11 protein-coding genes are annotated in these 14,272 nt (G+C 59.6%); 4 read left to right on the forward strand and 7 right to left on the reverse strand.

The genetic code is table 11. From position 1 onward, the window contains the following. Positions 1-52: 52 nt before the first annotated feature. Together CXQ82_RS12360 and CXQ82_RS12365 are read right to left on the reverse strand one after the other, a co-directional pair. Complete coding sequence (locus tag CXQ82_RS12360; RefSeq protein WP_101269275.1) at positions 53-2,179, reverse strand: TonB-dependent siderophore receptor; 2,127 nt, start codon at positions 2,177-2,179, stop codon at positions 53-55. 93 nt (positions 2,180-2,272) lie between these two features. Continuing rightward, positions 2,273-2,662 carry a DUF2946 domain-containing protein gene (locus CXQ82_RS12365; RefSeq protein ID WP_101269277.1) on the reverse strand — a complete coding sequence of 130 codons (390 nt, stop codon included), beginning with the start codon at positions 2,660-2,662 and terminating at the stop codon, positions 2,273-2,275. A gap of 93 nt (positions 2,663-2,755) precedes the next feature. Between CXQ82_RS12365 and CXQ82_RS12370 the strand changes: the two genes are divergently transcribed. After that, a complete protein-coding gene (locus tag CXQ82_RS12370) occupies positions 2,756-3,193 on the forward strand; it encodes a DUF3995 domain-containing protein (RefSeq protein ID WP_101269279.1) in 438 nt (145 codons plus the stop codon). A gap of 6 nt (positions 3,194-3,199) precedes the next feature. On the opposite strand, the gene CXQ82_RS12375 is transcribed toward CXQ82_RS12370, so the two are convergent. The 4 genes from CXQ82_RS12375 to CXQ82_RS12390 are packed head-to-tail and all read right to left on the reverse strand — an operon-like array spanning position 3,200 to position 8,718. After that, positions 3,200-3,535 (reverse strand): hypothetical protein, encoded by a 336-nt coding sequence (locus tag CXQ82_RS12375; RefSeq protein WP_157832156.1) that lies wholly within the window; start codon positions 3,533-3,535, stop codon positions 3,200-3,202. Beyond that, positions 3,532-3,771 (reverse strand): hypothetical protein, encoded by a 240-nt coding sequence (locus CXQ82_RS31915; protein WP_371917358.1) that lies wholly within the window; start codon positions 3,769-3,771, stop codon positions 3,532-3,534. The genes CXQ82_RS12375 and CXQ82_RS31915 overlap by 4 nt, the downstream gene beginning before the upstream one ends. After that, the gene (locus CXQ82_RS12385) at positions 3,746-4,156 is read right to left on the reverse strand and encodes a hypothetical protein (RefSeq protein ID WP_101269283.1); all 411 of its coding nucleotides are present in this window, start codon (positions 4,154-4,156) and stop codon (positions 3,746-3,748) included. Before CXQ82_RS12385 ends, CXQ82_RS31915 begins: the two co-directional genes overlap by 26 nt. Next, positions 4,153-8,718: an RHS repeat-associated core domain-containing protein gene (locus CXQ82_RS12390; protein ID WP_101269285.1), complete on the reverse strand. Its 4,566-nt coding sequence runs from the start codon at positions 8,716-8,718 to the stop codon at positions 4,153-4,155. Before CXQ82_RS12390 ends, CXQ82_RS12385 begins: the two co-directional genes overlap by 4 nt. 263 nt (positions 8,719-8,981) lie before the next feature. Here CXQ82_RS12390 and CXQ82_RS12395 point away from each other — a divergent pair, with 263 nt between their 5' ends. Beyond that, positions 8,982-11,471 carry a TonB-dependent siderophore receptor gene (locus CXQ82_RS12395; protein ID WP_101269287.1) on the forward strand — a complete coding sequence of 830 codons (2,490 nt, stop codon included), beginning with the start codon at positions 8,982-8,984 and terminating at the stop codon, positions 11,469-11,471. Positions 11,472-11,806: 335 nt separating this feature from the next. Then, positions 11,807-12,136 carry a hypothetical protein gene (locus tag CXQ82_RS12400; RefSeq protein ID WP_101269289.1) on the forward strand — a complete coding sequence of 110 codons (330 nt, stop codon included), beginning with the start codon at positions 11,807-11,809 and terminating at the stop codon, positions 12,134-12,136. Positions 12,137-12,149: 13 nt separating this feature from the next. Here the strand turns inward: CXQ82_RS12400 and CXQ82_RS12405 are convergent, their stop codons facing one another. Beyond that, positions 12,150-13,049 carry a LysR family transcriptional regulator gene (locus CXQ82_RS12405; protein WP_101269291.1) on the reverse strand — a complete coding sequence of 300 codons (900 nt, stop codon included), beginning with the start codon at positions 13,047-13,049 and terminating at the stop codon, positions 12,150-12,152. A gap of 109 nt (positions 13,050-13,158) precedes the next feature. Between CXQ82_RS12405 and CXQ82_RS12410 the strand changes: the two genes are divergently transcribed. Then, entirely contained in the window at positions 13,159-14,211 is a 1,053-nt protein-coding gene (locus tag CXQ82_RS12410) for an AbrB family transcriptional regulator (RefSeq protein ID WP_101273772.1), read from the forward strand. The last annotated feature ends 61 nt before the right edge of the window (positions 14,212-14,272 follow it).

The following is a 14,272-nucleotide window of genomic DNA, read 5'->3' on the forward strand; positions in this document are numbered from 1 at the left end:
GAGCAAGTCGAATCGTCGCATCGCCCATCCCACATTTTATTGCATTCCAGGTCTAGAACCGGGTTTGCACGGCCACCTCGAATGTTCTCGGAGAACCCAGGTAATACGCTGGCGACACATGCGCAAACTCGGCATACACCTCGTTCGTCAAGTTGCGTACCCGAGCGGTGACCGAGGTATGCGCGTCAACCTTATAGCGCAGGAATGTTCCGAACAGCGTGTAGGCCGTTACCGTCTGAGTATTGGCATTGTCCGCATACACCTGCGCCACATACCGCGCGTCCACGCCGCCTTGCCAATCCTCGGCAAAATCATAGGTCAGCCACAGGTTGCCCACGCGCTGGGGGACATTGGTCGGCGTATTGCCCTTGCGCGAGACTACGGCGCCGCTGGCGATTTTCTCGTTGAACTCATCGTATTCGGCATCCACCCAGGCGAAGTTACCCTCCGCCAACAGCCTTGGGGTGATGCGCAATGAACTGGCCAATTCGATACCCTTGGACGACTGCGCGCCCACCGGAATACTGCTGGTGGGGTCCAATGGATCGGTGACGGCAAAGTCCTTGCGCTCGATTTTGTAGGCAGCCACCGTGGCCGAGCCGCGGCCGTCCAGATAATCGAGCTTGCTGCCCACTTCCCATTGCTTGCCGGTCGAGACATCGAACACCTGGGTAGTGCTGCTCGGTTGCTCGGCGGCCGTGCTGTATTGCACATACACATTGGCCGAGGGGATGAGCTGGTACGTCAGGCCCACGCGGCCGGTCACGGGTTCCCAGCTGCGCTTGAAGTGGCGTGGGTTGGTGGCGGTGACTACGCGATGGTTGGTCACATCCAGGTCGATGGCGTCGTAACGCAACCCGGTCAGCAACGCCAATTTATCCGTGAGGCCCAGGCGGTTCTCCACAAACAAGGCTTTGGTGGTGACCTCGTTGGTCTTGTCCTTGCCGAAGTTTTCCCGGGTTCGCGGGATGTCGTAAAAGTGGCCGGGGTCGAAGCTGTTCGGGTCCACCGTGCTGTTGCCTGGCACATTCAGCGGGGTGTTGGTGGTGCTGTTGACCTTGTACTCGAAGCCACCCGACCACGTGGTCGACAGGCCGAAGAGGCTGGCGTCATGGCGCAGCTCGAACTGATTGCCGTTCTGCTCACCCTGATGGCGCACCTGGTAGGCGGTAGAGCGGTTCACCGCGCTGTTGTTGGCGTTGTACTGGTAGGTTTCCAGGTTGCGGTAATCGCGCTGGCTGTCGAGGTGGTACAGGGTGTTTTTCAGGGTGGTGCTGTCATTAAGGCGATAGTCGATGATCGAGCGCGCCCAGATCGTGCGTTGCTCGTAGCGGCCATCGGCGACGTTGTAGTTGTTGAAACGGTTGTGCGTGTCGATCTTCAGCTCGCCGGCCTTGGGGTTGAGCACCGGCGTGCCCCAATAGGGGCTGTCTTCATGCTCATCCTGGTATTCCAGCGCCAGGGTATGGGACAGGTTGGGGGTGAGGTCGCTGAGCAGGGAAAACGCCAGGCTCCAGGCGTCGCGCTGGTCGCGGTCGATGTAGCTGTGGTTGGTATTGCGGCTTACATCCAGGCGCGCGTAATGCTGCACGTCGGCACCGGGCTCGGTCAGGGCGTGGTTGACGCCAAAGGCCATGCCGGCCGTGTCATAACTGCCATAGGTGAGTTGACCTTCGGCGGCCTGTTCCTCGCGGGTGGCCAGCTTGGTGACGTAGTTGAGCGAGCCGCCGACGGAGCCGGCGCCGTTGATCAGGGAGGAGGGGCCGCCCACCAGTTCCACCCGGTCATAAATCCAGGCGTCCACCGGCCGGGCCAACCCCGTGGCAACGTTGATTCCGTTGAACATCTGGGTGATCTGGCTGCTGGTAAATCCGCGATACGACACAAACCCACCAAAACCCGGCGGCGCGCTGGCGTTGACGCCGGGCAGCGTGTTGGCCGCATCACGAAATGTCTTGGCGCCATGGCGCTCGATATCGTTGCGATTGGCGATGGCCACCGACGCTGGGGTTTCCCGCACGCTCAATCCCAACCGCGACGCCACACCACTGGATTGGTCAAGGGCCAGGCCCGGCTCGGCAGTTTGCTCGCCATCAATGGTGGTGGGGGCCAGTTCGATGGCCCAGGTGCAGACAGGCAGGCAGCCGAACAGGCCCGCCAACAGGGGTAAATGTTTCATGGTTGAATCCTGAAAAACTTGGCTTGAAACAACGCACGGCCGCCGTACTTCCTCGCGGAAACGGTGGTCGGTGCAGATCAAAAAGCGCAGGGATCAGGCAAAAGCGGGCGGCGCACGTGGATGGGCCGTGGGCCAGGTGAGCCGGGCGGGGATGTCAGCGGCGGCGACAACTGCCGGTGGCGGTGCATGCGGTTGCGGCAGTACCGCCACATTCAGGCTGGAATTGAGCGCCGGGCCCATGCCGCCGGTGGAGCACAGCGGGCAGCCGAACGCTTTGGCCAGGGTGGGCAGGTTCTCGTCGCTGGAGTTGGACGGTGTGGGCGCCTGGGTGCGCGGGTCCACGGTACAGAACTGCCCGCCGATGCCGTTGAGCTGCATCCCCACCATCTGCCCATGTCCAATACTGCAAGCGAACACATTGAACAGGACGCAGCAATAAAGCATCCAGGCAATGAGCGAGCGGTCGGCACGGGCGATTTTCATGGGGCGGCACTTTACCATCAGCCGCCGACGAAATGCCTGCAAAAAATCTCAGGGCGACTATCCTGTTTCGCACCTTTTCAGGGAGAACCAGCCATGAGCTTTGTCATCGCACGATGGATCGTCGGGGTGTTTACCTGCATCAGCATGGTGCACCTGTACTGGGCCGCCGGCGGCAAACTCGGCAGCCTCGCCGCCATCCCCCAACTGCCCGGCGAATTCGCCAGCGGGCCACGCCCGGCGTTCAAACCCTCGGCGTTGGGCACCTTCCTCGTGGCCATGGGCCTGGTCGCGATTGCGCTGCTGGTGTGCCTGCGGGCAGGGTTGTACTTTTCGGCAGTGTCCCATGGCGCGTTGCAATGGGGGATCAGCGCGATTGCCGTGGTGATGTTTGCCAGGGCGATTGGCGATTCGGAGTTGGTGGGGTTTTTCAAGAAGGTCAGCGGGTCGCGGTTTGCGAGGTTGGATACGTGGTTTTATTCGCCGTTGTGTTTGGTGTTGGGGGTGGGGTTGTTGGTGGTGGCGTGGGGGTGAGGGGGGTTAAATGTTTGTTGGATGCAGGCGGACTTTGGTTGTTATCACGTCAACGAACCCGGTTTTTTCCGCTATTGGCGTGTCCAATTCAATAATAAGTATTGAATCACCGAATTGTAATGCTGTGCATTCTTCGTCTGTACCTTGGATCAGTTCAGCTGTTATTTGAGTGATGCCGTTTGCAACCGAGATGCTTGGGGTTCTACCAGATGAGGCTGTGATATTTCGTCCCCAGGAAAAGATTTCATCCAGGTCGACCTCTACATCCAGAATGTCATCAATTCTGGGGACGGTTCCACTCAATAGCGCCATCCCATTTCCAATCGGTGAATGAAGTTTCACGCGACACGTACTTCGGATAGGTAAACACTGCAATCAATTCCATGTGGCTCATAAGTTACGTCAGTCGGTGACTGAGCCTCTTCGCGGGATTTTTTTGCGCGCCATAATCTCAGAATATTTTTGCTTCCAAATGATTGCTCGAGCAGGTCTGTCGCTTTTTTTACCTGTGCTAAATATTTAGTTGTCAATGTTTCGAGATTTAGGCTGGGTTCATAAGATTGCAAAATAAATATCACCCTCAAATGATATGCACGCTATCCAGCTCTGATCTTCCTGAGTTATGTAGGTGTGTTGCGGTATTGTCGAAAATATTCGAAGCGCCAAGAAAAGGTCTTTAACGTTTATCGAGTAGGCGTTGTCGGTGGAATCGCCAACCAAAAGCACATCACCTTCAGCAATCAGCTTGATTTTTTTATCAAGTGATTTCAGGGCGGGTTGCGAAGTTGTTGCACCGAGGTACGTGCTTTTTTCCAATAAGCTCCATGCAATCTGACTTCCAGAAAAAGGAATGTTGTCGTTTATTTTTTGTACAATTGAATTGTGTCTTTCCTTGGGTAAAATAACTATTGGTGTGTTTATTTTTTTAAAGTCTTCAATTAGTTCTTCATCGAGATAGGTCATTTTTTTGCAAACCTTTTAGTTATCTGGAATACTATTTTGTGGTCGCCTTCAAATGTGTAATGAGGGCCGTGTTTTCTATGTGTCCATACGTTGATATGTGCACCACTCTTTTCATCGTGTTCAACACGATAGCCGGTTTTGTTGTCGGCGGTTTGCATACCTATGGGTTCTCCTTTACGGTTCCCGAATTTACCTAGTTTTGGTTTCTCTGCTCGGAAGTCATATTCTAATAACCATACAAGCGCTTTGTTCAAAGCTTGCTCATAAGTTGATGAGTGAATCGCCTCTCCTATATCCGGAGGGGATTCCCCATGTCGCTTTTGCGGCTTATTTTGTTGCCCTGGGCAGTTACCGCGGACGCAGGAAAACCCTAACGGATCCACCCACCCCGTAGGATTAGGCACGTACTGGTACGCGTTAATCCCACCGGCCAGCTTCACCGGGTCCGGTGTCAGGTAGCGACCAATATCCGGATTGTAGTAGCGATGGCGGTTGTAGTGCAGCCCGCTTTCCGGGTCGAAGTACTGGCCCTGAAAGCGCAGCGGGTTGTCGACTTTGCCCACGTCGAGGCGGGTGATTTCGCCGTAGGCGCGGTAGTGCGCGGACCAGACGATTTCGCCGTCGGGGTTTGTGAGTTCCTGGGGCGTGCCCAGGTGGTCGAGTTGGTAGTGGTAGGGTTTGGTTTCCTTTGGGCCGTAGCCTTCTAGGAGTGTCAGTGGGCGGAAGCTGTCGGGCTCGTAGATATAGCTGCGATGGCGACCCGCGTGGTGTTCGGCAATCAGCTTGTCGCCTTGCCAGAAAAACTCGGTGGTGATGGCATCCACCGTTTTGCCAATGCGCCGCCCGAATGGGTCGTAGCGGTAGCTGGCGGTTTGCCCGTTGGGTTGGGTGAGGCCGATCAGGCGGTGTTGGCTGTCGTAGCGGTATTCGGTGATTAGCGCGTGGCCTTTGCCACGTCGTTCGCGGATGAGGTTGCCGAAGGCGTCGTAGTCGTAGTGGCGGTCGCCCTGGATGGTCAGGCGGTTGCCGGCGACGATGTCGGGACCGGGGCGGTCTTGCATCAGCAGGTTGCCGGCGGGGTCGTGGGCGAAGCGTTCCTGGATGTCTTGGGAGTGGTCGGCGCGGGTGAGGCGCGAGAGGGGGTCGTAGTGGTAGTGGTGTTCGCCTTTGCGGGTGTCGAGCAGGCGGGTGAGGTTGCCGGATTTGTCGTAGTCGTATTGGCGCTGGTAGAGGGTGTGTTGCTGTTGGGTGACGGCGTGGGCGTGCAGGCGCTGTTGGTCGTCGTAGTGGTAGTGGCTGAGAAGTTGGCCTTGTTGGCGTTGCTGTTCCTGGCCGGCTTTGAACAGGTGGGACGTCAGTACTGTGCCATTCAGTTCGACAGTGGCGAGGTGGCCGCCTTTGCAATGGTTGAACACCAGACGGTTATTGTCCGGCAGCCGTAGGTTTTGCAGTTGGCCGCAGGCGTCGTAGCCATAGCGCAAGGTGCCCCAGCCTTGGTGCTCGGCGGTGAGGCGGTTTTGGGCGTCGTACTCGTAGGACAGCGCCCAGTGGCCGTCCTCGACGCTAAGGAGGTTGCCTTGGCGGTCGTAGGCGTAATCGACAAGGGTGTCGTCTGGTAGGGTTTTTCGTACGAGGCGGCCGGCGTGATCGCGCGCGTAGCGGGTGATTAGCTGACTGCCGTCGTCGCCGTATTCAGTTTTCTCCAGCAGGTTGCCGTTGAGGTCGTAAGCGTAAGCCGTACGCTGGCCGTCGAACCCGGTTTCCTGCTGGATCAGGCCGTTGGGGTGGTAGTCGAGTGTGTAAGTCTCGCCGACTTCATTTTCAATTTCGGTCAGCAGCAACCGAACATTGTCATAGCGGTATTTGACCTGGCTGCCATCGGCGTTGATACGGCGGCTGATCAGGTGCAGCCCATCGGCGTATTCGTAGCGGGTGACGTGCCCGAGTTCATCACGTTCAGCGGTGATTTTTCCGTAGGGGTTGTAGCTGTATTCCCGCGCCGCGCCGCCTGGTAACACCAAGCGAGTCAAGCGACCCACGCTGTTCCACTGATACTGGGTCAGCGCGCCATGCTCATCCTCCCGCGCCACTTGCCGCCCAAGATCGTCATAGCGATAACGCTTGATCCCACCATTTGGCAGCTGTTCTTCAATGAGCTGCCCACGCTCATTCCACACCAGCCGATGGCAACTGCCGTCGGGATACCAAACCCCAATCAGTTGTCCATATTTGTCGTAGCTGTAGTCGGTAATGTGGCCGTCGGGATCGGTCTTACGCGTAATGTCGCCGTGGTCATTGCGCTCATATTTCCAGACTGCTTTTCCACGCCGCACGACCCGTACGAAACCATTGTCATGCTCGTAGGAAGTCGGCTCGTCATCCCCCGGAAACAGCGCCACCAGACGTCCGGCTTCGTCGTATTGATACGCCGTCACCGCCCCCAGCGGGTCTTGCTCAACCGTCAGCCGGCCTTTGTCGTCATAGGATTTGAAATGCTCGGCACCATCCGCATCGATGCGCTGCACCAGCCGTGCGCGGTCATCGTGGACATAGACCTCCTGGCTACCATCGGCGTTATGCACGGTGACGCGGCCGTTGTCGTCCCAGGCATAGCGCGTGTCCATCTGCGAAAAGCTGGCCCAGTGCCGGACACAGCGTGCCGCCTTACCCGCGCGTTCCCACTCCCAAAAGAAGCTCGCCCCACCGGCCAGCCCACGTTCCAATATGACGTGCTGATCGTCGTACCGATAAACCTCACATTCACCTACAGCATTGGTCGCCGAGGTCAGCCGGCCAGCGTCGTCATAGGCGTAGGAAACAATGCAAAACTCGGTAACCCATTCAAAGGGTTCATGGCCCTTGGCGCGCTGAACCTGATAGTCCACCGCGACGATGCGACCCGACGCATAGCGCAAAAACAGCGAGCGCCCGACACCGTTATCCAAACGCTCAATACGCCCGGAGTAGTCCCGAAAAATCCGCAGCCGGTTGTCATACGCATCGCTGATCGAGACCAGCACGCCATCGCGAAAATGATAGAAACGCGTGGCCTGCGCTAGGATCAGCTCATCGGGCAAATCACTCAGGTAGATCGCCGCTTCAGCCAGGCTATTGGTGATTGCCGGTCGAGAAACGGTAGGCAAGGGCAGGGTGGTCGACCGATTTTCGTGGTCCGTCCACACCACCGATTCGCCAGAAACAGCAAGCCGCTGCGCCAGCGAATGACTCCACCCAAACCCCAACCCGCAATCCACTTCCACCGCACTGGTGCGATACACCCGGGTCCACTCAAACGGCAGCACCCCATCCAGCGTCCCATCGGTCAGCGTCAGCAATTCCTCCCCGGTAACCATCGACACCGGGCAACCATTGGTCGCAGTCTTATCCGCAGAAGCTGCCGCATCCCCCTTCGGGTTTTTCGCCGACACGGGCACGTCATCAACGTGCTCTTTCTGCTTCAAAACCGCGTTCTGCCGCGCACGCCAACGCATCTGCATCGTGCCTTGCTTCAGCCCACCCACCACTCCGCGAACCGCCACGGCCTTGTAGCGATCCACCGCCTGCATGAACCTGGTAAGAATCGCGAACAGGCTCTCAACAAAGCCGATGGCCATCGCCATGATCTGCTTGCCGTATTTGACCAACCGCAAGCTCAGGTAGGCCACGCCCGCCGCCGGCAGTGCAATCGCCAGCACCACAGCGATCACCAGGTCAACCAACAACGACACCACAAACCCGGCGGCGGCCTCGGCGATGTCGCTGGGCGGCAGGGCGTCCAGCCACAGCATCGCCGTGCGCATCATCAGGAACAGCGCCGCCTCATCACTGGCCAGCAACATCGCCTGTTCCATGACCTTGGGTGCATCAGTGGCGATTTTCGCCAGCCTGGCCGCCTCGGCGCCCAACTGTTCGGCGTATTTCAACGGGTCTTCAAGAATGGCCTGGACCAGCTTGATGCTGTCCCACACATCGCGGATCGCTGCCCAGCTGCCGGCCAGCACACCGCTGCCGATGGCGCTGGCGGTAGAGGCTGTCCAATGCGGCCTGAAACCTTGCCACTGCTCCCGGAGCCATTGTTCAAGGTCCGACGTCAGCCCGGCGTAGGAGGCAAACAGTGCATCCACCTGTTGCGCCGAGACGCCGCCCTGCACGCGCACCTGATAGCGCTTGCCAGCGGCACAGGGGTGCGAACCCTTGCCGTGCTCATCCAACATCACAACGGTCGTACTGCCGTCATCCAGGCCGATCACCTCCACCGGAATGTCGCCAATCGGCACGTCGTACACAGACTCGAACTGGCTTTCGATCTTCAGCTCGCCGCCCAGCTGGCACATGACCACACTGCCGAGAACGTCCGGATCAGTGATGCTCACCGAGGTCTGCGAAGCCCCCACCCGCAACACCCGATCCATCCCCAGCAACGACGGTAAATCCGCAGCGTGGCTGACCGAATCCAGTGCACGCCCATACCAGCTCTTCATCTGCTGGCGATACACCGCCAGGCTCTGATGGAAGCCATCCAGTTCATGTTCGATAAAGGCAATGTGGGCGGTGTGAGTCATCCGTGACGTCTCGACAGGGGGCAAGGTGTCGGAGTCTGCCGCAGCCAAAAGCGGCTGGATGAACGGTTGGAAAAATCAGAAAGTGCTTACCAGCAAAGGGAAAAATCCGCGAAAGGGGCGCCCCAAGGGCCACACAAAATAGCGACGTAGCTGATTGTGGTAACCCGCCAAAAAGATTCTCAAATAAAAACGCCTCGCATCCTTGCCCGATTTTCCGAGGTGGCCGTCATGGTTAATAGAACCTCTATTACGCAGGATTTCCCATGTCGCGCCTTGCTCGTCCCTTGCACCCACTGGCCTTGTCAGTGGCGATAGCTTTTGCCGCCGTGCCGTTGCTGGCTGTCCAACCCGCCGTCGCTGCAGACAGCAGCACGGTGCGCGGCTTTTCGATTGCGGCCGGTGACTTGAGCCAGGCGCTCAATAGCCTGGCGGAGCAGGCGGGCCTGGTGCTGGCATTCGACGCAAGCCTCACACGCGGCAAACACAGCAATGGCCTGAGTGGGCAATACGACACCGACGTGGCGCTGACGCAGTTGCTCGCGGGCAGCGGCCTGCAAGCGTTGAAAATCTCGGCGGACCGCTACCGTCTGGAAGCGCTTCCGGATAACGGCGGCGCCATGGAGTTGCAGGCCACCACCATCAGCGGCGCCTACCGGAGCGAAAGCCCGACCGGGCCGGTGTCCGGCTACGTGGCCACCCGCAGCCTGTCGGGCACCAAGACCGATACTGCGCTGATCGAGACGCCGCAGTCGATCTCCATCGTCACCAAAGACCAGATGCGCGCGCAGAACGCCGAGAGCCTCAACCAGATCCTGCGCTACAGCGCCGCCGTAGTCCCGGAAACCCGTGGCGCCACCGCTTCGCGCCTGGACCAATTGACCATTCGCGGCTTCGCTCCGGCCACCTACCTCGACGGCCTGCGCATGCCATCGAGCCGTGACGCCTTGCCGCAAAAAGATGCGTTCGACCTGGAGCGCGTCGAAGTGCTGCGCGGCCCGGCCTCGGTGCTTTATGGGCAAGGCACGCCGAGCGGGGTGATCAACATGGTCACCAAGCGCCCGCTGGACACGCCGTTTCATGAAGTGGGCGTCGAATACGGTACCTTCAACAAGAAGCGCACCACCTTCGACATGAGCGGCCCAATCGACGATCAGGGCGTTTATTCCTACCGAGTCGCCGGCCTTTTCGATGATGCCGACGGCCAGGTCGAACACACCGAGACCCGTCGCCAGTCATTATCCAGCGCGTTCACCTGGCGCCCGGACGAAGACACTTCGCTGACCCTGCTCGGGCATTTCCAGAAGGACCCCAAGGGTGCGTCCTACGGCTCGGTACCCGCGTGGGGTTCGGTGTTGCATAGCCCGACCGGGCGCAATATCGACGTGGATTTCTACGACGGCGAAAAGAGCTTCGAGAAAAGCGACCGCGAGTATTACTCCATCGGCTACGCGTTTGAACATCACTTCAACGATGTGTGGACCGTGCGCCAGAACGCGCGTTACCTGCGGGCAGAAGGGGTGTACCGCAGCATCTACAACAGCAACTTGCAGGCGGATTACCGTACCTCCAACCGGTCCACCATCGCCGCAGATGTCGACATGGATGCCTACACCCTGGATAACCAGGTGCAAGCCAAGTTCGACACCGGCCCGCTGCAGCACACCTTGTTGATGGGGCTCGATTACCAGAACACCAGCACCGATACCAAGCAGGGGTTCGGCACTGGGCCGAGCCTGGATATCTTCGATCCGGTCTACGGTGCCCCGGTGGTCACGCCGGCGTTCGCCACCGACGCCACCTCGCGCAGCGAGCAAACCGGTGTGTACCTGCAAGAGCAAATGAAATGGGACAAATGGGTGCTGTTGCTGGGCGGTCGTTACGACTGGGCCAGCACCGACAGCACCACCAAAACCCTCAGGACCGGGGTCAAGAGCCAGTCGTCCCTGGACAGCAAGGCGTTTACCGGCCGCGTAGGGCTGGTTTATCTGTTCGACAATGGCCTGGCACCGTATGCCAGCTACTCGGAGTCGTTCAACCCGCAGTCGGGCACCGGGTTCGGCGGTTCAGTGTTTAAACCGACGGAAGGCAAGCAGTATGAGATCGGCATCAAGTACCAGCCGCCGGGTAGCAACAGCTTTATTACCGCGGCGCTTTTCGACCTGCGCCAGACCAACGTTCCGACCATGGACCCGGACCCAACCCACCTGTGCGGCAGCGGCCGTTGCAGCATCCAGGATGGCGAACAGCAATCCCGTGGCTTTGAGCTGGAAGGCAAGGCCAGCCTCAACGACAACCTGGATATAACCGCGGCATACGCTTACCTGGATAACCGCGTCAGCAAGTCCAACAGCACCGTGCGGTATGCGCCTGTCACGGACCTTGGTGTCGGCGCGCCTGTGCCGGCCGAAGGCACCACCACCTATGGTGTGCCGCGCCACACCGCCTCGGCGTGGGCCGACTACACCTTCCACGACGGCCACCTCAAGGGCTTCGGTGCCGGTGCGGGCGCGCGTTATGTCGGTTCGTCCTGGGGCGATACCGCCAACACCCTGAAGGTGCCGGGCTACACCTTGTTCGATGCGGCGGTGCATTACGACATTGCGAATATCGCCAACCTCAAGGACAACCTGCGCCTGGCGCTCAACGCCACTAACCTGGCGAATAAAGAGTATGTCGCGTCGTGCTATTCCTACTCGTGGTGCTGGTATGGCTCACAGCGCACCGTGCAGGCGAGTGCGACCTATCAGTGGTGATCGCTGATCTGGTTTGTCCTAGCCAGCGCAGTCAATGTGGCAAGCAAGCTTGTTGTGGCGCGCGAGCTTGCTCGCGTTGGGCTGCGTAGCGGCCCCAAAACCAGGGATCGCGGTTTACCTGAAGAACACGATTGTCTTGAAGAGGGGCCGCTTCGCGCCCCAACGCGAGCAAGCTCGCTCGCCACAGTTTTGTGCGGGGGGGGCTTCAGCTTCTTGCGGGGGGCTTCAGTTATTTGTGGCGGATGTTGTGCGTAAGAAGGCAATTTAATGGCCCCCCTGTAACCAAATCCTCGCCAGAATCGCTTTTATTTTCAGGTGGTTAGGTGAGGAAGCAAATGCGCACTGTTGGAATCATGCTGATCGCCTGTTCCCTGGCCGGCGGCGCAGCTGCTGTGCAGGCACGGGAGCTGCGCGAGGGTGACAAGTACATGTGCAGTTGGGGCGCCGGTACGGCCGCCAGGGCCCAGGAGTTGAAGCTGTCGGGGGTGTCGCTGTACGCCGCGCGGCAGAAGATCCAGACCATCAAGTTCAACAAATCGTGGATGCGCATGATGGCCATGGGCATCACCGAGCAGACCTATGACAGTCGTTCACGCCTGAAACCCGAGGCGATTCGCCAGGGCTTCTACCAGGATTGCCTGCGCTACAAAGTAGCGCGTAAATGATCGGGCGAGTGGCTTAACGCGTAAGCGGCGAGCTGGCGTCTTCCTGGAAATACACTCGCGCCGTTTCAATAAACCGTCGGTTGGCTTGGGACAGGTATTCACTGGCGCGCCAGCACAGGTTGAAGTGCATGAACTGCGCGGGCTCGAACGACACACCCACCAGCCCGGGTTCCTGCTCCTGCACCGAACGCAGCAGGGTGGAAACCCCCATGCCGCTGCGGGTCGCGGCGATCACCAGGGGCACGAAGTTGCTTTCCAGGGCGATGTTGAAACTCACCCGAGCATGGCTGCAAAAGGCGTCCAGCAGGTGGCGCTGCAAAAAGGTGTTGTCGAACACCAGCATCGCCTCACCCTTCAAGCGTTCAGCCGGGATTGACCGCAGGCGTGCCAGCGGGTGCTGGACGTTGACGCACAACACCATCTCATCACTGCCGAGCAACACCGACTCCCAGCCCGGGTCCACCCGTCGCGACTCCAGCAACGCCACATCGATCTGCCGTGTGGCCAAGCGCTCGCTGATGTCATCGGCGCTGCCTTCCACCACATGCATGGCAATGCCCGGGTAGCGCGCGCGAAACTGCATCAACAGCTCCGGGATATGCCGGATGCCATACATGGGCGGCACGCCGATGCGGATTTCGCCGCTGTGCAATTGGGTCAAGTCCTGCAACTCACGGCGGGCCCCGGCCAGGCCCTGCAGGCAGGCTTCGGCGCGGGCCAGGAACAGCTGGCCTTCGGCGGTCACGCTGATCTGCCGGGTGGCACGGTTGAACAACGCCACGCCCAACTCATCCTCCAAGCGGCTGACGGCCATGCTCAGCGCCGGTTGCGCCACATGCAGCGCCTGCGCGGCCTTGGTGAAGCTGCCTTGGCGGGCGATCTCGACGCAATATTCCAGCGCTTTCAGGTTCATATCGGCTCGCATAACAAAGAGTGATGGCTTGCTTCACAAATGGATATTTTCTGTGATGAAGGCAAGTCTATAACCTTGCGCCATCCTTCTCCATGCCGGGTCCAACATGATGCTCAATCTTCGCCAATACTGGCTTATAACCCTGATAGTCGGTGCCTTGGGCGGCAGCCTGGCGAGTTGGGCCGGGTGGCCGCTGCCGTGGGTGATCGGAGCCTTGGTCGCGGTGTTGCTGACCCGCTGCGCTGGCGGCCTGGTGCCGGAAATTCCCTACGGCCGTCAAGCCGGGCAGGTGATAGTGGCGGTCGCCATCGGCTGCCACTTCACGTTGCCAGTGATGCAGCAAGTGGCGGCGCATCTGGGGTTGATCGTGCTGGCGGTGTTGCTCACGTTGGTGCTGGCGCTGGGGTCGGTGCTGATCCTGCATCGCTGGGGCGTGCCGCTGGGCACGGCGTTCTTCGCCATGATGCCGGCCAACTCTTCGGAGATGGTCCATCTGGGCCGCCAGCGTCAGGCCGACGCGGGGTTTATCGCCGCCGCCCATAGCATCCGCCTGCTGTTGATTCTGCTGACAGTACCCGCCGTCGTCACCTTCGGGGTGCCCCACGGGGTGCCGCATCCTGCGTTGCCGGTGATCTGGCCGTGGCTGGTCTTTATCCTGGCGATGGGCTGGCTCGCCGCATTGGCCTTTAAACACTGCAAGCTGCCCAATCCCTGGACGTTTGGGCCGTTGCTGATCTGCGCGGTGGGCGTGGGTTGCAATAACCTGTCGATGAGCATGCCCGGTTGGCTGAGTGGCACTGGCCAGTTGTTGATCGGCTGCGCTTTGGGTGTCGCGTTTGACCGTAGTTTCCTACGCCGCGCGCCGGGTTTTCTGGCGAAGGTGTTGCTGTTGCTGGCGGGGTCGGTGCTGGCCACGGCGCTGGCGGCTTTGGGGTTGGGCACCTGGCTGGGTCTGCCATGGCTGTCCCTGGCCCTGGGCATGATGCCCGGCAGTGCGCCGGAAATGAGCCTGACTGCCGAGGCGTTGGGCCTGGCGGTCACCCTGGTGACGGCGATGCAGGTGATCCGCATGTTGCTGATCCAGGCGGCGAGCCTGCCGCTGTATCGCCTGTTGACGCGGGCCCCGCAGCTGCAAGCACCGCCCAGTGCAAAATCTGCGTAAGCCTGTCCAACTTCACCCCGCGGGCCCTGGCCATACTGGCGCCAGGTAAACCAAGAGGCAC

Source organism: Pseudomonas sp. S09G 359 (genome assembly GCF_002843605.1).
Lineage (GTDB): Bacteria > Pseudomonadota > Gammaproteobacteria > Pseudomonadales > Pseudomonadaceae > Aquipseudomonas.

Excerpts from the sequence above, each read along its gene's own strand:
- CXQ82_RS12360 (WP_101269275.1), bottom strand. The coding sequence starts at position 2,179 with ATGAAACATTTACCCCTGTTGGCGGGCCTGTTCGGCTGCCTGCCTGTC.
- CXQ82_RS12365 (WP_101269277.1), bottom strand. The coding sequence starts at position 2,662 with ATGAAAATCGCCCGTGCCGACCGCTCGCTCATTGCCTGGATGCTTTAT.
- CXQ82_RS12370 (WP_101269279.1), top strand. The coding sequence starts at position 2,756 with ATGAGCTTTGTCATCGCACGATGGATCGTCGGGGTGTTTACCTGCATC.
- CXQ82_RS12385 (WP_101269283.1), bottom strand. The coding sequence starts at position 4,156 with ATGACCTATCTCGATGAAGAACTAATTGAAGACTTTAAAAAAATAAAC.
- CXQ82_RS12390 (WP_101269285.1), bottom strand. The coding sequence starts at position 8,718 with ATGACTCACACCGCCCACATTGCCTTTATCGAACATGAACTGGATGGC.
- CXQ82_RS12395 (WP_101269287.1), top strand. The coding sequence starts at position 8,982 with ATGTCGCGCCTTGCTCGTCCCTTGCACCCACTGGCCTTGTCAGTGGCG.
- CXQ82_RS12400 (WP_101269289.1), top strand. The coding sequence starts at position 11,807 with ATGCGCACTGTTGGAATCATGCTGATCGCCTGTTCCCTGGCCGGCGGC.
- CXQ82_RS12405 (WP_101269291.1), bottom strand. The coding sequence starts at position 13,049 with ATGAACCTGAAAGCGCTGGAATATTGCGTCGAGATCGCCCGCCAAGGC.
- CXQ82_RS12410 (WP_101273772.1), top strand. The coding sequence starts at position 13,159 with ATGCTCAATCTTCGCCAATACTGGCTTATAACCCTGATAGTCGGTGCC.